The organism is Parapedobacter indicus (assembly GCF_900113765.1).
Classification (GTDB): Bacteria; Bacteroidota; Bacteroidia; order Sphingobacteriales; family Sphingobacteriaceae; genus Parapedobacter; species Parapedobacter indicus.
The window spans coordinates 138,930-157,403 of record NZ_FOQO01000007.1 but is presented as its reverse complement, the minus strand read 5'-3'; the positions used below and the strand labels follow the sequence as shown (position 1 = coordinate 157,403).

Annotated in this window: 17 protein-coding genes; 8 read left to right on the top strand and 9 right to left on the bottom strand. The window is 49.1% G+C overall.

What is annotated here, in order from left to right:
- Positions 1–69 precede the first annotated feature (69 nt).
- On the top strand, positions 70–429 hold the full coding sequence (locus tag BMZ56_RS15205; RefSeq protein ID WP_317048194.1) for an MmcQ/YjbR family DNA-binding protein: 360 nt from the start codon (positions 70–72) through the stop codon (positions 427–429).
- 26 nt (positions 430–455) lie between these two features.
- On the opposite strand, the gene BMZ56_RS15200 is transcribed toward BMZ56_RS15205, so the two are convergent.
- The 5 genes from BMZ56_RS15200 to BMZ56_RS15180 all read right to left on the bottom strand — a co-directional run bounded on the left by BMZ56_RS15200 (position 456) and on the right by BMZ56_RS15180 (position 2,797).
- Complete coding sequence (locus BMZ56_RS15200) at positions 456–746, bottom strand: GNAT family N-acetyltransferase (protein WP_090628148.1); 291 nt, start codon at positions 744–746, stop codon at positions 456–458.
- An 8-nt stretch (positions 747–754) separates the two neighbouring features.
- Positions 755–1,048 (bottom strand): GNAT family N-acetyltransferase, encoded by a 294-nt coding sequence (locus BMZ56_RS15195; RefSeq protein WP_245893253.1) that lies wholly within the window; start codon positions 1,046–1,048, stop codon positions 755–757.
- Positions 1,049–1,066: 18 nt separating this feature from the next.
- Positions 1,067–1,273: a (4Fe-4S)-binding protein gene (locus tag BMZ56_RS15190; RefSeq protein WP_090628146.1), complete on the bottom strand. Its 207-nt coding sequence runs from the start codon at positions 1,271–1,273 to the stop codon at positions 1,067–1,069.
- 211 nt (positions 1,274–1,484) lie between these two features.
- Positions 1,485–2,015 carry a dihydrofolate reductase family protein gene (locus BMZ56_RS15185; RefSeq protein ID WP_090628144.1) on the bottom strand — a complete coding sequence of 177 codons (531 nt, stop codon included), beginning with the start codon at positions 2,013–2,015 and terminating at the stop codon, positions 1,485–1,487.
- Positions 2,016–2,077: 62 nt separating this feature from the next.
- On the bottom strand, positions 2,078–2,797 hold the full coding sequence (locus tag BMZ56_RS15180) for an AraC family transcriptional regulator (protein ID WP_256213834.1): 720 nt from the start codon (positions 2,795–2,797) through the stop codon (positions 2,078–2,080).
- Positions 2,798–2,961: 164 nt separating this feature from the next.
- Here BMZ56_RS15180 and BMZ56_RS15175 point away from each other — a divergent pair, with 164 nt between their 5' ends.
- Together BMZ56_RS15175 and BMZ56_RS15170 are read left to right on the top strand one after the other, a co-directional pair.
- Entirely contained in the window at positions 2,962–3,519 is a 558-nt protein-coding gene (locus tag BMZ56_RS15175) for a thioredoxin family protein (RefSeq protein ID WP_090628141.1), read from the top strand.
- A gap of 91 nt (positions 3,520–3,610) precedes the next feature.
- A complete protein-coding gene (locus BMZ56_RS15170; protein ID WP_090628140.1) occupies positions 3,611–5,425 on the top strand; it encodes a DNA topoisomerase 3 in 1,815 nt (604 codons plus the stop codon).
- On the opposite strand, the gene BMZ56_RS15165 is transcribed toward BMZ56_RS15170, so the two are convergent.
- Genes BMZ56_RS15165 through nirB form a run of 4 tightly spaced genes read right to left on the bottom strand, consistent with a single transcriptional unit; the run spans position 5,413 to position 10,667 of the window.
- The gene (locus BMZ56_RS15165; protein ID WP_090628138.1) at positions 5,413–6,726 is read right to left on the bottom strand and encodes a DUF389 domain-containing protein; all 1,314 of its coding nucleotides are present in this window, start codon (positions 6,724–6,726) and stop codon (positions 5,413–5,415) included. The genes BMZ56_RS15170 and BMZ56_RS15165 overlap by 13 nt on opposite strands.
- Before the next feature lie 53 nt (positions 6,727–6,779).
- Positions 6,780–7,706, bottom strand: coding sequence for an isopenicillin N synthase family dioxygenase (locus tag BMZ56_RS15160; RefSeq protein ID WP_090628137.1), 927 nt, complete (start codon positions 7,704–7,706; stop codon positions 6,780–6,782).
- Positions 7,707–7,761: 55 nt separating this feature from the next.
- Complete coding sequence (nirD, locus tag BMZ56_RS15155; protein WP_090628135.1) at positions 7,762–8,112, bottom strand: nitrite reductase small subunit NirD; 351 nt, start codon at positions 8,110–8,112, stop codon at positions 7,762–7,764.
- A 35-nt stretch (positions 8,113–8,147) separates the two neighbouring features.
- Positions 8,148–10,667 carry a nitrite reductase large subunit NirB gene (gene nirB / locus BMZ56_RS15150; protein WP_090628134.1) on the bottom strand — a complete coding sequence of 840 codons (2,520 nt, stop codon included), beginning with the start codon at positions 10,665–10,667 and terminating at the stop codon, positions 8,148–8,150.
- A gap of 151 nt (positions 10,668–10,818) precedes the next feature.
- Between nirB and cobA the strand changes: the two genes are divergently transcribed.
- From cobA to BMZ56_RS15125, 5 genes are all read left to right on the top strand, one after another.
- Entirely contained in the window at positions 10,819–11,577 is a 759-nt protein-coding gene (gene cobA / locus BMZ56_RS15145; RefSeq protein WP_090628132.1) for a uroporphyrinogen-III C-methyltransferase, read from the top strand.
- A gap of 39 nt (positions 11,578–11,616) precedes the next feature.
- Entirely contained in the window at positions 11,617–12,933 is a 1,317-nt protein-coding gene (locus BMZ56_RS15140) for an MFS transporter (RefSeq protein WP_090628130.1), read from the top strand.
- Positions 12,934–12,936: 3 nt separating this feature from the next.
- A complete protein-coding gene (locus BMZ56_RS15135; RefSeq protein ID WP_090628129.1) occupies positions 12,937–16,449 on the top strand; it encodes a nitrate reductase in 3,513 nt (1,170 codons plus the stop codon).
- Positions 16,442–17,917, top strand: coding sequence for a rubredoxin (locus BMZ56_RS15130; RefSeq protein WP_090628127.1), 1,476 nt, complete (start codon positions 16,442–16,444; stop codon positions 17,915–17,917). Before BMZ56_RS15135 ends, BMZ56_RS15130 begins: the two co-directional genes overlap by 8 nt.
- 112 nt (positions 17,918–18,029) lie before the next feature.
- Positions 18,030–18,461, top strand: coding sequence for a MarR family winged helix-turn-helix transcriptional regulator (locus BMZ56_RS15125; RefSeq protein WP_090628125.1), 432 nt, complete (start codon positions 18,030–18,032; stop codon positions 18,459–18,461).
- Positions 18,462–18,474 lie beyond the last annotated feature (13 nt).

Here is an 18,474-nt window from a genome sequence, read left to right as displayed (position 1 = left end):
CAGATATCAGAGCCTGTTCAGGTAGTAGACTTCAGCTTTTGACTTTTACCTTTTGACTTTTACCTTTGTATGATGCATATCGAACAACTACGAGACTATTGCCTCAGTAAGCCTGCCGTTACGGAGAGTTGCCCCTTCGGGCCGGATGCCTTGGTGTTTAAGGTGGCTAATAAGATGTTTCTACTCACTGGATTGGATAGTCACCCGCTGTCATTCAGCGCGAAGTGCGATCCGGAACGTGCGCTTGCTTTGCGCGACCAATACCCGCATTCGGTGCGGGGGGCCTATCACATGAATAAACGCCATTGGAACGAAGTGATTTGCAACGGCGAATTGAGTGACCACGAACTCACAAAGCTCATCGATCATAGCTATGAGTTGGTGGTGGCTGGATTGACAAAGGGTGTGCGGAGCACTTTTTCAATTTAGAACGTTAAAAATAGCTGCCGTGGGTTTTACCCTTTATGGTATTCCTTATCTAGCTGCTCTTTTACTGCTGGATGTGCTTTAACGTATTTGCTCACAAAGGGACAATAAACCATAACCGGTTTCTTTTCTCTTTTAGCATATGCAAACGCATACTGGGCCAGTTGGCTAGCAATCCCCTTCCCCTTAAACGCCTCCGGGACGAAAGTATGCATAAATGCAATATCCTTCTTATAGAACCGGTATTCCAGATAGGCAACTTCGGTTCCTAAATGGATTTCAAATCGCAAATTCTGCGTGTTGTTGATGATTTCCGACATGTTGCTTCCTATTTAGCCCACACATCCGTATAAGCTTGCGGATGGCGCTTGAACTGCGCATGCACATACGGACAGAGCGGAACAATCATGAGTCCTTTTTCCCGGGCATAGGACACAAGTTTATCCAACAGTAACTTTGCGAAGCCACGCCCTTCATATGCGGTGTTCACTTCCGTATGATAAACGGTTAACCTATTACCCGAAATCGATATGTCCATTTTTCCGGCTTTATTCCCATCGGAAAAGAGTTCAATTTCTCCTCTGTGCCTGCCGCCTAATACTACCTCTGTTGTTTCCATCATTGATTGAGTTAAATTTCATTATTTCTTTAAGCTCAGCGCGCCAGAAGGACATTGAGTAACCTGATCCATTAATTGCTCGCTTGTTGCCTTTTCTGGTTTGATCCAAGGCCGGCCCTTTGGATTATAGACCTGGGGTAAGGTTCTGACACAAACACCCGCGTGGATACATTTCTTGGGTTTCCAAAGGATGGTGATTTCTCCGTTCGTATATTCGTGCGTTTCCATATTGTGGTTTTTAGTTATTAATATTGACGACAACGTTTCAACTAGTCTGAATCGTTTCACTTTTTGCTCAGTTAATCTAACAAAATTAAATAGGATTCTTCAAAAGAAAATTAACCTAGATCAAGAAGTAATCGTATTTTCTTAAAAAATGATGAACGAACTAATGTCAATATAATGACACAGTTCGAAATATGAAAAGGACCGAAAGATTTTACAAAACGGTATACCTCAGCGATACAAGCCCCGTTTCGTACGTTTTGCTCTCAAGGAGGGTCAGTTGCGTGCGGTTATTTTGTGGGCGAAAGAGCGGTTTGCCACTTCCCAGCAATAGCGGGTGCACAGACATCCAGAGCTCATCCACCAGCCCCTCGTTCATCAAGGCGTCGGTCAGCGAGGCACCACCGTACAGCCAAATGTCTTTGCCGGGTTGTTGCTTGATTTTACGTGCTTCAGCCATCGCATCCTCCGATATAAGAACCGCATCATCTGCTGTTTTTTTTACTGTTTGGGAGAAAACATACGTTTTTACGGGCGGCATGCCGGGAGCCAATTGCCCATTATTGGCTTCGGCGTATGCCTGTGCAGTCTCGTAACTCTTCCGTCCCATGAAAACAGCATCTATACGGGAGAAAAATTCAGTCAACCCATAATCCTGATCGGTAAAACACCAGTCATACTCGCCGTTGGGGCCCTCAATGTAACCATCCAGTGTTACGGCCAATCCTAAAATTACTTTTCGCATTTGCTTTTGTTTTTACGCAAAGGTGTGGAATATGGAACCTAGTTGATTGTACAAAACAGACATCAGTATAAAATACGTTGAGACAGTACCACCTCGCCGGGTGTGTGGCCTGCATAATCTTTATAGTCGCGGATGAAGTGAGCTTGGTCGTAATACCTGCTTTTATAGGCTATTTCTGTAAGTGAAGAGGCGGGGTAGTTTTTTAAATACCGGAGTGACCGTATAAACCTGTAAACCCGTAAGTACTCTTTGGGTGACAGACCGACAACGTGTTGAAATCTACGTGAAAGCTGACGTTGGCTCAATCCGGTGCTATCAGCAAGTTGTTTTACGGTTGGTGGCTTTTCCAAAAGCTCGACCTGTTGGAGGCAATTAGCTACCTGCTGATCGTGCTGGCCAGCAGCTAAAAACGTTGTCAGGTGCTGCTGTGCGATAGCTGCACGCACATTGTTATTTTGAACGTTGGCCAGTTTGTCTTCTATTGTTGCGGCCAAGTCTGTCCATATATCTTCCAATGCGGTCGTTGTATCGGACAACATATGCATCGGCGGGCGAAAGAATTTATAAGCCATGCCTGGAAAAAAACAAATAGCCAGGCAGCCCGATCCTTTACGCATCTGCACATCCATCGGCCTACTCATCCTAAAGGTTACGATGCTGCGCTTGTGCAGTTCATTGCCAATAATAGCCACGGGCGTGTCGGTATAATTTATAAAAACCTCTACGCAGGTATCCGGCAGTACACGTATATGATGGGTATCTGCCTCGTTATCGCAATCCATCGTACATATCAGCTTTACGTAAGGCCGTAGCTTTGGGACGATGGGGTATAGCTGCAAATTCATGGGATACAAAGATACAGCATTCACTTTTATTTGACATTCGGGCGACCCAAATAGCGGATGGTCGATGTATTTTTGCGCAACTGTGAAAAAATATATTGAAAATGGATTTTCCCCGGTATTTACGCTTATTCGAAGACATACTACATGCCCAGAGCCCCCAAGCTCCTTATGATAACCCCGCATACCTCGACTATACCAAGCTCAATTGGTCGCGGATGAACCGGTGGCTGAAGAAAGGGATACTCTATGGGGCTGTGTTAGATGCCGTTCGTCGTATTTCGACCCCGCAACAATGGATTATAATCACCGAACCCTGGTGCGGAGATGCCGCGCATTCGGTGCCCTTTATCCAGTTGATCGCACAGCAAAACCCCTTGATTTCGGTAACGTATGAATTGCGCGATTCAGCGCCGTTCCGCATTAACGAATACCTTACCAACGGAAGCAAATCGATTCCGAAGCTCATTATCCGGGACGCGGGAGGCAATGACCTAGCAACCTGGGGACCCCGACCTGCCGAGTGCCAGCTGTTGTTTGACAAGCTGAAAACCGACGATGCAGATTTCGAAACGCAGAAAATAGCTCTACAGAACTGGTACAATGCAGATAAGGGGCAGTCTGTGCAGGCTGAGCTGGAAGCTATTTTAGCAACCTTGTAAGCCGGAACCTTTACATCCACTTGATTTGGACGGCCGTTGCAGTTTCGGCAAGTGAATGATAATGCCGAGATTTGTCGGCCAACGGACGCTTATGGCTAAATTTAAGGTTTGTATTGCAGAAAAACCCAGCGTAGCGAAAGACATTGCTCAGGTGATTGGGGCTACAGCGCGTATGGACGGCTACTACGAAGGCCAAGGCTACCGCGTAACCTGGACATTCGGGCACTTCTGTACACTGAAAGAACCCCACGATTACAACCCAGGTTGGAAATCCTGGCAACTGGGCTACTTGCCGATCATCCCCCCGTCATTTGGAATCAAGCTGATTGCAAACAAGGGCGTAGAAAAGCAATTCGGCGTGATCGAACGCCTTGTGGCCGATTGTGAAGAGGTAATCAACTGTGGTGATGCAGGGCAGGAGGGGGAGCTCATCCAGCGATGGGTACTATTAAAGGCTAAATGCAGGGCACCCGTGAAACGGCTCTGGATATCGTCGCTCACCGAATCCGCTATTCGCGAAGGCTTTAGCAAGTTGAAACCGGCTGCGGACTATGACAATCTTTACTCCGCAGGCAGCGCCCGCGCAATCGGTGATTGGCTGCTCGGTATCAACGCCACGCGTTTGTTTACCACCAAGTATGCCACTGATAAGTCAGTGCTTTCCATCGGCCGTGTCCAAACGCCCACCCTGGCCATGCTGGTGCAACGCCAGAAGGAAATCGATGCTTTCAAACCCGAAGATTACTGGGAGCTTAAAACCACCTACCGTGAAACGGTGTTTGTCGCCTCCATTGATCGGCTGAAAACGGCCGAGCGCGCAGAGAAAGGGTTTGCCTATTTGAAGGAACACCCCTTTGAAATTACCGCAGCTGAAACCAAGGAAGGCAGGGAGCGCAATCCCCGTCTGTACGATCTCACGTCATTGCAGGTGGATGCCAATAAGAAATACGCCTTCTCTGCCGACGATACACTGAAGCACGTCCAGGCACTGTATGAAAAAAAATTCGTCACCTACCCGCGTGTGGATACTACCTACCTATCGGAAGACCTTTTTCCACAGATACCGGGTATTTTAGCTAGTATGAAGCATTATGCCGCATTGGTCGCTCCGCTGCTCGAACATCCCATACCGAAGACCAAAGTAATATTTGACGACAACAAAGTGACCGATCACCACGCCATTATCCCTACGGATGTGTCGCCTGAGGCACTTCCGCTGGATGAAAAGCGCATCTACGACTTGGTGGCGCGACGTTTCCTGGCAGCTTTCTATCCGGAATGCAAGGTGTCCAATACCAGCGTGGAGGGCAAGGTAGGTACGGTGCCATTCCGCGTTACCGGCAAGCAAATCCTTGAACCCGGATGGCGGATATTGTACCCAAAAGACAAAAAAGAAAAGAAGGCGCCCGGCGAAAATCCGGAAGAGCAGGAAATACCCGTATTCGAGGTGGGCGAAAGCGGACCCCATGAGCCGTTCATCCACAAGGGACGTACCAAAGCACCAAAAGCCTATACCGAGGCTACGCTGCTGCGAGCTATGGAAACCGCAGGCAAGCAAGTGGATGATGAAGAAGTGCGAGACCTGCTAAAAGAAAACGGCATCGGACGTCCTTCCACGCGGGCCAATATCATCGAGACACTCTTCAAACGGAAATACATCGAAAAGCAGAAACGGAAGCTGGTGGCTACGCAAACCGGCATCGGCCTGATCGATACGATCCAGAATGAGTTATTGAAGAGCCCTGAACTGACCGGGGTATGGGAACGCAAGCTGCGGCTCATTGAGAAAGGAGAATACAATGCTGCTCACTTCAAGCAGGAGCTCATCACCATGATTTTCCAGCTTACTAATGAAGTGAAAAGCATTAATTCTGATAAGGCAATTACAAGATACTATTCTACGTAGATTTTGACGGAGTCGGTATTCAGCCTGGATTGAAACCATTCCGCCAATTTTTCTTGATTTGAAAGGGTCTTCCTTCTATCCGACGAGCCCAAAAACAGGGTGAAATAATTGTGTGCTCGCAGTGAATCGTCGTACAGCACCTGATCGGCCGCACCACATGAGGTGATTTCTGGATAAAGTGGTTTTAGTTCCTGTAGGAGTTGCTTGCCCAAATGTTTTCGCTGGTTAAGGCTATCCTGCAGTTGTAAGGTCCTTCCGAGATCGGCGCGTAGGCGATTAATCTCTGCCTGTTGTGTGTTTATAGCCAGGCGGTTTTCGCCGGTTTCCTCGTCCTCCAATGAAAAACCCTGTTGAATATTGATTTCCACACCGGTCAGGTCATAGTGCTTAGCCTTGTTAATTACCGCCTGTTTGGCTTCTTCGGCTATCAATCGGCCGCCATAGATGAGCTTTATCAATCGCTTCGATGGATCTATGTCCGACTTCAGTAGGTAATCGCCTTCGATATGGGTCTCGTTGCGGATGAATGATTGCGCATTTCTTGTAAACCGCTCTTGTTTAACTAATATGTAGCCAAAATAGATGCTGGGTAGAATAGTAACTGTCGCGATAACGCTGACCCAGCGGTTGGCGGTTTTTTTCATGTTCTCATCCACGCCCTGCCAGATAGGATATTTTAGCAGGCGAACGATCACCAAGGTGGCTACGGCAATAAATACAGTATTGATAGTGAACAGGTAAAATGCACCAAAGAAATAATTCCAGGTACCTGAAGCCAATCCATATCCGGCAGTACAGAGCGGCGGCATCAGTGCCGTCGCAATCGCGACACCTGGAATCACATTCCCTTTCTGTTTGCTGGAGAGTGCCACAATACCTGCCAAACCGCCCGCTAGGGCGATGATTACGTCGTAAATGTTGGGTTGTGTTCTGGCTAGTAACTCTGAATGTGCTTCATCCAATGGGGTGACCAGAAAATACAGGGTAGATGCAATCAAACCCGAAGCGACGGCGAATCCAAAATTCACAAGCGATTTCCGCAGTAGCCGAAAATCATAGGTTGCCAAACTATACCCGACGCCGAGTATAGGTCCCATCAAGGGCGAGATTAACATGGCACCGATGATGACGGCCGTTGAATTGACGTTAAGCCCTACGCAAGCAATGAGGATAGCAAATATGAGAATCCAAAGATTCGTGCCTTTGAAAAAAATGCCTTTTTCTACGGTATCGTGGATAACGTCGTAGTCCTCCTGCTCGGACTTTATGTTAAACTTATGCCATAACTTCTGTAAATCCATATAGCGAAAATAAAATTTTATTCTGTTTTATTTCGCTATAGTGTATAAACGAACTACATCTTTAACCCGATTTCTCTTAGCCGTTCATCCAGGTATTCGCCGGCCGTGACATCCGGATAGGCTTTGGGATGTCCGGCATCGATGCAGGATTCAAGTGCAGCTAAACTCATATCGGCCTTCGGATGGAGAAAAAATGGTACAGAGAACCGGGAGGTCTTCATTAATTCACGTGGTGGGTTGACCACGCGGTGTGTGGTCGATTTCAATTTGTTGTTGGTAAGTCGCTGCAGCATATCGCCTACATTGACCACGATATCTTCACCATGGGCTTTCACCGGATACCACGTGCCTTCGCGGGTGAGTACCTCCAGCCCATCTGCACTGGCACCGATAAGCAAGGTGATTAGGTTAATGTCTTCATGCGCACCCGCGCGCACGGCATCGTCAGGTAGGCTGTCCGGATCTTCGATGGGAAAGTAATGGATGGCCCGAAGGATGGAGTTGCCCTGTATGACCTTGGGTTCGAAATAGTCCTCTTGCAAGCCCAGATATACGGCGATCGCTTTGAGCAATGCACACCCCGCGGTTTCCAGCCGCCGGAACACTTCACCCGTAACTTGGTCGAAGCGGGGCAATTCATCCACAACGGGGTTATCCCCCTGCCCACGCTGCCAAAACTCTTTCAGGTCCGGAACCTTCGCATCTTTCGCTTTTTCTTTCCCTTTCGATGTATAACCGCGCTGCCCAGCAAGACCGGGGATTTCGTATTTCGATTTCGTGTTTTCAGGCAGGGCGAAAAAAGCCTGAACGACTTGGTACAATTCATCGATCAATGCCTTGTCCATGCCGTGGTTGGCAATGGTGACAAACCCCGTCTCATTGAACGCCTTGCCGATGGCCTGTGAAAATTGATGGCGCTGCTCCGCCGATCCGTGGGTATAATCATGAAGGTCGAGCCTTGGGATGTTTATATTCGCCATCTTTCTTTTTTAGAGTAAAGGTACAAGTTTTTGGCGATAACTCCCGAACCCGATCTTAGTTGTTCAACGCAATATAAACCAAGCCATCTTCGATTTTCACCCGATAAGTCTTGATGGCGCATTCATCACCCGAGATACATTCTCCGGTATCCAGTGCGAACGTTTTTTTGTGAAACGGACAGGCCACTTTCGGTTGGTCGCCAAGCGATCCGATCATGCCGCGGCTCAGGATCATTTGCCGTTTGTGGGGGCACTCATTCTGCGTTGCATACCATTCATTTCGCCGTTTGAAATAGAACAAGGCAATCTGTTGGTCTTCCAGCTTCAGGCAAACCCCGCCATTCGCTATCGTGTCTTCCACGCGGCAGGCTAACTTCCAGGATGTTGATGTTGCTAACGTTTCCATAAATGTATGTTAAATAGTGAATTAAATTTGCTTTTTTAATGCGTTGCTAACGTATTCCAATCGGCAGCCTTTTTCTGTCCGCGCAAGGTTTCAAAGCGCACGGTGTCATCTTTTTCCCCGGGTGCGTTGACAAAATGGACAAAGCGCTTGCGTATTTCCGGATCTCTAACCGCGACTTTCCACTCACATTCATACGCATCCACCAACTCCTGCATTTCCTTTTCCCAGGTTTCGGCCATGCCGAGGCTATCGTTAACGACGACGTTACGCAGGTAGTCGATGCCGCCCTCCATCTTGTTCAGCCACGTCGCTGTCCGTGTGAGTGGGTCGGCCGTCCGTATATAAAATAGGAGGAACCGGTCGATATACTGAATGCAGGTAGCCGAATCAATATCGCTGGCCAGCAACAGCGCGTGCTGTGGTTTGCTGCCGCCATTGCCGCAGACGTATAAGTTCCACCCTTTCTCAGTGGCGATGATCCCGAAGTCTTTGCTTTGTGCTTCGGCACACTCGCGGACACAGCCGCTAACGGCAGATTTAAGTTTGTGCGGTGACCGCAATCCCCGGTAGCGCTCTTCGATCTGGATCGCGAAACTGACGCTATCGTGCAATCCGAAGCGGCACCAGGTACTTCCTACACAGCTTTTCACGGTGCGTAACGCCTTGCCGTAGGCATGGCCGCTCTCAAATCCAGCCGCAATCAGTTCTTCCCAGATTGCGGGCAGGTCGTTCAGGTGTGCGCCGAATAGGTCGATGCGTTGGCCGCCCGTGATTTTGGTGTACAGCCCGTACCTTTTTGCCACTTGCCCGATGACAATCAACTTATCAGGATGGATTTCTCCACCGGGCACACGTGGTACCACGGAGTAGGTTCCCCCGCGTTGGATGTTGGCCAGAAAACGGTCGTTGCTGTCTTGCACCACATCGTTACCCCGGCCCAGAATCATCTCGTTCCATAGACTGGCCAGGATGGAGGCAACTATTGGTTTACAGGTTTCGCATCCGTCGCCTTTTCCCACGCTATCCAGGACCTCGTCGTAGCTTTTCAGCTGATGTATTTTCACCAGATCATAGAGCTCTTGCCTGCTGTAATTGAAATGCTCGCAGATGGTTGCACGTATGTATTTGCCTTGTTGTTTCATGGTGTGGGCGATCAGGTCCTTTACCATGGGTACGCAGCCTGCGCAGCCGGTGCCTGCTTTGGTGCACTTGCTCACGCCGGCAAAATCATCGCAGCCCTGGTTGGTCACGGCATCGCATATCTGGGCTTTTGTGATGCCTTCGCAGCTACAGATCAGTGCAGAATCGGGCAGGGATTCCAATCCGGAGCCGGCTGGCTTGCTGTTGTTTTTTTCACCAAGGAGGAGCACCTCCGGGTCTGCGGGAATGGGCATGTTGTTGTTGACCGTCTGCAGCAGCATGTTGTAGCTACTGGCTTCGCCTACGAGTATCCCGCCGAGCAACCGCTTGCCATCGGCACTGATGTTCAGTCGCTTATATACCCCTTTATGCGCGTCGTCCAGCAGGATGGTCCGCGCATGGGGCTCGGCGATGAACGGGTCTCCGAAACTGGCTACATCTACCCCCATCAGCTTTAGCTTGGTGCTCATGTCGAACCCGTTGAACGACTTTTCTTCGCCGCAAATTGTGCAGGCGGCTACTTCTGCCATCTCATATCCGGGAGCGACCAAACCGTAGATCATATCGTTTGACAAGGCACATTCACCGATGGCCAGTATCGCCGGGTCTGAGGTACGCATCGTTTCATCAACGATGATACCGCCACGCGGGCCAGTGGCCAGGCCGCAGGCTGTTGCCAGCTCATCGCGGGGTTTGATGCCAGCCGATATGATCAGGATATCTACGTCGATTTGGGTATTGTCCGAAAAAGATAGCCCGGTTATATGGTCGTCGCCGAGTACCTGGCTTGTTGATTTCTGTAATAGGCATGTAAGTCGCAGGTTGTCCAGTTTGGTTTGCAGCGTACGGCTTGCGCTGTCGTCTATTTGCCGGGGCATCAGGCGGGGTGCAAATTCAATGACCGTTGACTCCTCGATGCCTAGGTCTACGAGGGCTTTCGCTGCTTCCAGACCCAGGAGCCCTCCGCCGATGACAGCCCCTTTCTTCGCATGGATTGCATACGCTTTGATCAGATCAAGATCCTGTATGGTGCGGTACAAAAAGACACCTTCTTTGTCTACCCCCGGTATAGGCGGTACAAAAGCGGCCGATCCGGTAGCCAATACCAGGAAATCGTAATCGAGTTGGAGTCCTTTTGACGAAATAACCGATTTTTTATTCCGGTTTATAGCCGTAACCGGATTATTTAGGTGCAATTCGATATCATTTTCGGCATACCATTGTTGTTCAGCTAGGTAAAGTTGGTTTAATGTCTTGTCGCTGAAGTAGCTGGTAAGGTGAACACGGTCATAAGCCCTAATCGGTTCCTCTCCGAATACTACTATCTTAGAAACTTTGTCTTTTTTTCTTATTTTTTCACAAAATTTATGGCTAACCATGCCATTTCCAATAATAATTATTGTTTTTTGCTTCATTTTTATATTTCTTTTCTGTTAAAAGACAAAAATATACATTATTTATGACTGCTAAATTAGTATTTTTTTTCAAAAATCAGTAAATTTCATTATTTATTTAACAATAATATGTATTTTTGTTTGTGATTTTTGTCAAAATACATTGATTTTAATGTTAAATAATCAAAATACGTTCTATATTGTTGGTTCTGGTCCGGGAGATCCCGAATTACTTACCCTAAAAGCATATAAAGTGCTGTCCAAAGCAGACGTGGTGCTGTTTGATAACCTAGTGAATAGGGATTTGCTGGATATTTTGCCTAAACATTGCATAAAACGGTACGTAGGCAAGAAGCCATTCGGTGAATATGTGTCACAAGCCGATATCAATGAGTTGATCGCATATTACTGCACGCGCTACGCGGCTGTAGTGCGATTGAAGGGTGGCGATCCGTATATATATGGCAGGGGATTTGAAGAATGGGCCGTGGCTAAACAGGTGGGAGTCCGCATTGTTTATGTACCGGGTGTGACGAGTATGCAGGGCGTCGGCATGTGGGATATTCCCCTTACCCATCGCGGTACCAGTGAAGGAGTATGGGTGTTAACCGGGATGAAGCGCGACGGAAGTATTGCATCTGATTTGTCGCTGGCCGTGCAAAGCAATTCGACGGTGGTTATATACATGGGTATGCGGAAGCTGTCGGAAATCGCGAGGACTTACGTTATGTATGGGAAAGGCGATACGCCTGCGGCCATTGTGCAGGATGCAACGAAACCGGATGGCCGGAGGGTAACCTGCGCGGTGCGTGATTTGGTGAGATGCAGCCGGGAGGCTAATATGTGCAGTCCGGCGATTATCATCATCGGTGAGGTGGTTGCCTTAAACGAAGCGGTAACATCCTTTTTGGTAAAGCGCAACGTCGTGTAGCATTAATTAATAAACAGAAAGACAATATATCAACTAGCAATGGTTAAAAATCAGCAGCCACTCTCCAAACTTAACATTTTCTCGTTCAAAGGCATTCAGATGCGGACTTTCCATATCACCTGGATAACCTTCTTTTTTTGTTTTTTCGGATGGTTTGGGGTCGCACCGCTGATGCCGATTATACGCGACCAATTGGGGTTGACAAAAAGTGAAGTTGGGAATATTATCATCGCCTCCGTTTCGGCCACGATCATTGCCCGTCTGCTAATCGGTAAGCTGTGCGATACGTTGGGGCCACGTCTTACCTATACGGTCTTATTGGTAGTGGGTGCTATTCCGATGATGCTCATCGGTTTGAGCACGAGCTACGAATCGTTTTTGCTATTCCGGTTCTTTATTGGGATTGTAGGCGCCTCTTTTGTCATCACCCAGTTCCATACGTCGATGATGTTTGCGCCCAATATTGTTGGTACGGCCAATGCGGTAACCGGCGGATGGGGAAATCTGGGCGGGGGTGTTACCAACCTGGTAATGCCGTTGATTGCCGCTGGTTTTGCGGCAATGGGGCTGGCAAGCGAAGCGGATTCATGGCGACTGGCAATGGTGGTGCCCGGTGTCCTCCTGCTTATCATGGCCTTTGTATACTACCGATACACCACGGATACACCTGCCGGAAATTTCAAGGATTTGGAGATGACGGATGCCGCGGTGCGACAGAAAAAAGAAAAAGGGTCGTTGATCGTGGTGTTGCGCGATTACCGGGTATGGGTGCTGACCCTGGCCTATGCGGCGTGTTTTGGCATTGAGATTACGGTGGACAACGTGGCCGCCACGTTTTTTATCGATCGATTTGGCACGGGTATCCTAATGGCTGGCGCCATGGCCAGCATATTCGGCGGTATGAACCTTTTTGCGCGGGCCCTCGGGGGCATCGTCAGTGACAAGGTAGGGAGACGGTTCGGTCTGAAAGGGAAAGGGACATTATTGGGGTTGCTTTTGGTGTTGGAAGGCTTCGGCATTACGCTGTTCGCGGCGTCCGGCTCGTTGCTGGTTGCGGTTATTTTCCTATTGATTTTTGCACTGTTTCTGAAAATGGCCAACGGCTGTACATACGGAATCGTGCCTTTTATCAATAAAGACAACATCGGCGTGGTCAGCGGTGTGGTTGGTGCCGGAGGGAACATCGGTGCGATGCTGGTGGGGTTCCTGTTTAAATCTGAGGACTTGACGTATGCGGATGCCTTCCAGTATATCGGAATCGGCGTGGTCTTCATCGGGCTAATGGTGGTTGTCACCAAATTCCAGGCAAAGCCGGTAGCCGATGTTGTATCCCCCGAATTGGTGCTTGAACGATAATTTATGAAAAAAAATGAAGTAACCAGTACTTGCTGTTATTGTGGCGTCGGTTGTGGGGTAAAGGTCCAGTTGGATACGCATGACCTGGTTACGGTGACCGGTGACGGGGATCATCCGGTAAACCGTGGTAAATTGTGCAGCAAAGGCATGAATTTACAGTACACGGTCAATGACCGGTCCGACCGGTTGCACTATCCGCAAATGCGTTATCATCGCAATATGCCGTTGCAGCGCGTGAGCTGGGATGATGTGCTTACCCGTACCGCGGCCGTGTTCCGCACGTTGATTTCAACATATGGGCCGGACTCCGTGGCATTTTATGCATCGGGGCAGTGCCTCACCGAAGAGTATTACGTGGTCAATAAACTCATGAAAGGCTTTATCGGAAGCAATAATATCGATACGAATTCGCGCCTGTGTATGAGCAGTGCGGTAGCTGCATACAAGATGAGCTTGGGTGAGGATTCGGTGCCGATTTGTTACGATGATATTGAGCTGGCCGATTGCCTGTTGATTGAAGGGGGCAATCCAGCTTGGTGCCATCCGATTCTCTGGCGACGGGTGGAAGCGCACAAAGCCGAAAATCCCAAGACCAGGATTATTGTCGTGGATCCGCGTAAAACAGATTCCGCGTCCATTGCCGACATCCATTTGCAGATACAGCCCGGGACCGACATGGTGTTGAACTATGCGATCGGTCGGTTGCTGATTGAAAATGGCGACATCGATGTCGACTTTATCGAAAACCATACGGAAGGGTTTGCGGCGTATAAAGCGCGGGTATTCGAACGTACCGTAGCGGAAGCCGCGTGGATTTGCCGCGTGCCTGAGGGAGAGATCCGCCAAGCTGCTTCCTTTATCGGAGCGTCTAAGTCACTTTTGACCTTGTGGACGATGGGACTCAACCAGAGTGTGAAGGGGGTAGACAAGAACTTATCGCTGATCGACCTTAACCTCATCACCGGAAGAATAGGGAAGCCGGGATCGGGTCCTTTCTCATTAACCGGTCAGCCGAATGCCATGGGGGGACGGGAAGTAGGTGGTTTGGCCAATTTACTGCCGGCACATCGCGACCTGAAGAATGAAGCCCATCGGCGGGAGGTCGCTGATTTTTGGGGTGGTACCGTTCTGTCCGATAAACCGGGGCTAACGGCCACCGAAATGTTCGATGCCCTGGCGGATGGGAAGCTGAAAGCCATATGGATTTTATGCACCAATCCGCTCACGAGCCTCCCCGATGCCCGCAAAGTCGAACAGGCATTGAAAAATGCCAAATTTGTCGTTGTGCAGGAAATCAGCAATAAGCCGCAGACACTGGATTACGCCGATGTGATCTTACCTGCCGCAGGTTGGGCGGAGAAGGAAGGGACAATGACCAATTCCGAACGGCGGATCAGCCACCTGCACAAAATCATCGATCCGCCGGGAGAAGCACTCCCAGATGCCGAGATCATCTGCCGTTTTGCACAAAAGATGGGGTATAGCGGATTTGATTACGCCACACCCGAGGCCATATACCGCGAGCATACCCGGCTGACAGCGAGTACGTCGATTCAGGTCAACGGGCTGGATTACGCACTGATAGATAGCCACCGAACCATCCAATGGCCTTACCGGAAACGGCGCAACGCAGGCACGCCTCGCTTATTCGAAGACCACCGGTTTTATACGCCGACGAAAAAAGCCATTATTCACAGTCCCGATACCGAAATGGCAAGCGAGCAACCCGATGCAGACTTCCCATTCATTTTGACGACGGGCCGCATTCGCGACCAATGGCACACCATGACCAAAACGGGGAAAGTAAGCAAATTAAAGCAGCACATCAGCGAGCCGTTACTTGAGATTCACCCCAACGACGCTGAACGTCTGGGTATCAAGGAGCGGCAATTGGTAGAAATCACCTCACGCCGTGGCAATGTACGGGTTAAAGCCACCATCAGCAACGTCATAAAACCCGGTTGCGTATTTTTACCCATGCACTGGGGAAAGCAATGGGGATCGGATCTCAATCGGGCAAACAACCTGACCAATCCGTTGATCGACCCCGTTTCCAGAGAACCTGATTTTAAGTTTTGCGCTGTACGGGTGGTGCCTTACCAGAAGAAGTGCGAACGGGTTGTAATCGTCGGTGCCGGTGCGGGTGCCTTCGGGTTTGTGAAGGCCTTCCGCGAAATCAATCAGACCGACGACATCACCGTATTCAGTAACGAAGACCTTCCGTTTTACAACCGGGTAATGCTGCCGCACTATGTGAGTGGCGACCAGCAATGGGGCGAGTTAGTGAAAATGCAGGATGAGGAGGAGCACCGTGTTTACCGGATTAACCACCTCCGGGGTGTCACTGTAACCCGCATTGACCGCTCAACGAAGTGCGTGGAAGATTCGAGGGGGATAAAGACACCGTATGATGTGTTGATTTTGGGTACCGGTAGCCGCCCCGCAATGCCCAGGGATATTCCCACGATGCCGGGTATTTTCAGTATGCGTCGCCGGTCTGACGCTGATAATCTCCGGAAGTTTCTTCGCAAAGACGCATCGGTCGTTATTATCGGCGGTGGCCTGCTGGGGTTGGAGATGGCAGCGAGTCTGCGCGAAATGGGAATGAAAATCACCGTTGTGCAGCGTGTTTCACGCTTCCTGAACCGACAATTGGATGTCCTGGGAAGTCAAATGCTCCATGAGGAGATGGTAGAGCAGGGGTGCGACGTGTACTATAATGATGAGGTTCAGCTCTACTACGGTCGGAATAAGGTCAATAAGGTCGAATTAAAGAGCGGGCGGCAGATTAAGTGCGATGCCGTTATTGTGGCGATAGGAACTACCCCTAACATAGAGTTGGCGAAGGCCGCTGGCCTCCAATGTCAACGTGGCGTAGTGGTAAACAACCGGTTGCAGACCAGTGATCCCTCCATTTATGCCATCGGCGAGATTGCCGAGTTTGAGGGCGTGTTATATGGCATTACGGCTGCAGCGGAGGAGCAGGGCGCGGTAGTGGCCCGGTACCACAATGGCGATGTAGGAAGCGTTTATCAGGGGAGTGTGTTTATGAATATTATCAAGATACAAGGATTCGACCTCTGTAGCATTGGCCTCGTTGATTGCCCGGATGATACGTATGAAGAAATTGTTTTCATTGACAAGGCCCAACGGTATTACAAAAAATGCATTATTCACCACGATCGCCTCGTGGGAGCCATTTTGATCGGCGACAAGAATGAATTTTTGGAGTTTAAAGACTTGATTACAAACAAAACGGAACTTAGCGAAAAACGTTTGCAGTTGTTGCGCAGTGGCTCAACGAAGGAACCCGTGATCGGAAAGCTCGTTTGCAGCTGTAACCAGGTAGGCGAAGGAAACCTGACTAACCTTATCCAGTCGGGATGTACCGACTTGAACGCGCTTTGCGAGGCCAGCGGTGCCGGGAGTGGTTGCGGTTCTTGCCGGCCACAGGTGGGAGCGATTTTAACGAGGTTTTTAGCAGAAACAAAAAAGAGGAAAGTGGTCAATGGCTAAGCAAATTCAAGAGGCATTGCAACGTGTCAAAGTCAATCTACTGGGTGGGTTTGTGTCGATTGGTGACCTCAAAGCCTTCTTAATGGCAATCGAATCGGTAGGGATTCGAACCATAAAGATAGGGGCCCGTCAACAAATCCTTTTCGCTGCGACCTCCGAGCAGCTCGAAGAGCTGACATATGATCTCTTTAATCTGGAACTGCTGCATGAAGTAAATACAGATTATTATCCCAATATCGTCAGTTCTTATGTGTCGGATGGCATCTTTAACCAATCCCGGTGGTTAAGGGAGGGTATCTACAAAGATATCTTGGCGTCATTTGATTTCGTGCCAAAACTGAAGGTTAATATGGTGGATGCGAATCAATCGCTGGTACCTTATTATACAGGCAATCTGAATTTTGTATCGTCCGATGTAGGTAACTTCTGGCACGTCTTCATCCGGTGGCCAAAAACCAATCAGGTATTCGAATGGTCTTCACTGGTTTACTCCATGGATATCGGTGAGATCTGCCGGCAGCTGGAAATGTTGATCCTCAACGGAGATGGTTTGCCGAGGGCCGGTGATGTGGCCTTAGGGGCAGGTCTCGAGTCGAAGGTAAAGGAATCGGTGCAGTTCCACTATCAGGACCCGGTTCAGCCGTTGACCGAGTCAGAGTTCCGCCTGCCGTATTACGAAGGGTTCAACCGGTATGATGAAAAATATTGGCTAGGCATTTATCGGCCAGACGAAACGTACACCGTTTCCTTCCTGCTTGCTGTTTGCGACGCATGCCGGGCGTCGCGGATCGGCCAGCTCTATACCACACCCTGGCGATCATTAATCATCAAGGACATCCGGCAGGAGGACCGGAAGGAATGGGATTATATTTTGGACAAGCATCGTGTCAACCTGCGCCATGCATCGAACGAGTTGAATTGGCAGGTTGAGGACTGGTGCGAACCTGCTCTCAAGCTGAAGCGTTCGATAGTCCGGTATTTTGACCGGTTGAACCTTCGTACCTATCGGTTGTGTTTCGGCATCAAAATGGGATCGAACAGTGGTATTTGGGGGTCGATTATTTTAAAGGAGATCGTCGGTGAAGGAGGGGCTTCATACTATGACGTGTTGCACACGAAAGACTTCAATGCTAATTCCCGTGTGCTGATTCCTTATAAGCGGCGGGTAGCTAAGAACGTACTGCCTAAAATCCTCAAGAAGCTTTGTGATGACTTTTATGATTCGAAAGCGGGTGATGGTGACCTGCTGGTAGACCAGACGGTCCTTCATTTGCCTGAGGTTTCGGATGGAGAGCCTATACATCAACAATTCCAGTGTACACATTGCCTAAGTATCTATGACCCAGCTTATGGCGATGCGCTGGCGGCAGTACTGCCCGGCCTGGATTTTACGGAGTTGCCGGAAGCGTATACCTGTGGCCTGTGCGGGGCACCGAAAAAGGATTTTAAGCGATGGAACGCTAAATAAAGATTGAAACGGGACCCTATATTTCAACAAAAAATTTGTTTTACAAAATTATTCCTCCTAAATTTGCTATGCATGCATAATAAATATATGTAATATAAGGTGGCGACCGGTTATGAGCGACGACAATACCATTGATTATTATTTAAAGGCCGCGTGGCAGTCTGCCGCCAACAAATACAATCAGATCGCAGCCCGCTTTGGAATTACGCAAGCTACGGGCTATGTACTCATCAACATCCACAAGGAAGGGACTCCGGTATCACAGATTGCCAATTTGCTGGGTGTAAAGACGACAAGCCTTTCGCGTATCCTGAACAATTTGGAGGGGTTGAAGCTGATTTACAGGGAAACGAACGATGCTGACAAGCGCTCGGTAAAGGTGTATCTCACAGAGCTGGGCATGGAGAAGCGGGAGTTGGCGAAAGACGTTGTACGCAAGTTCAATGCCTACCTGGACGAACATATCGGAAGCGATGAACGGCTGATCCTCGTTGACACGCTGAAGCGCATCAATCAATTGGCTATACAATATAAACCGGAATGACGGATTTGAGACT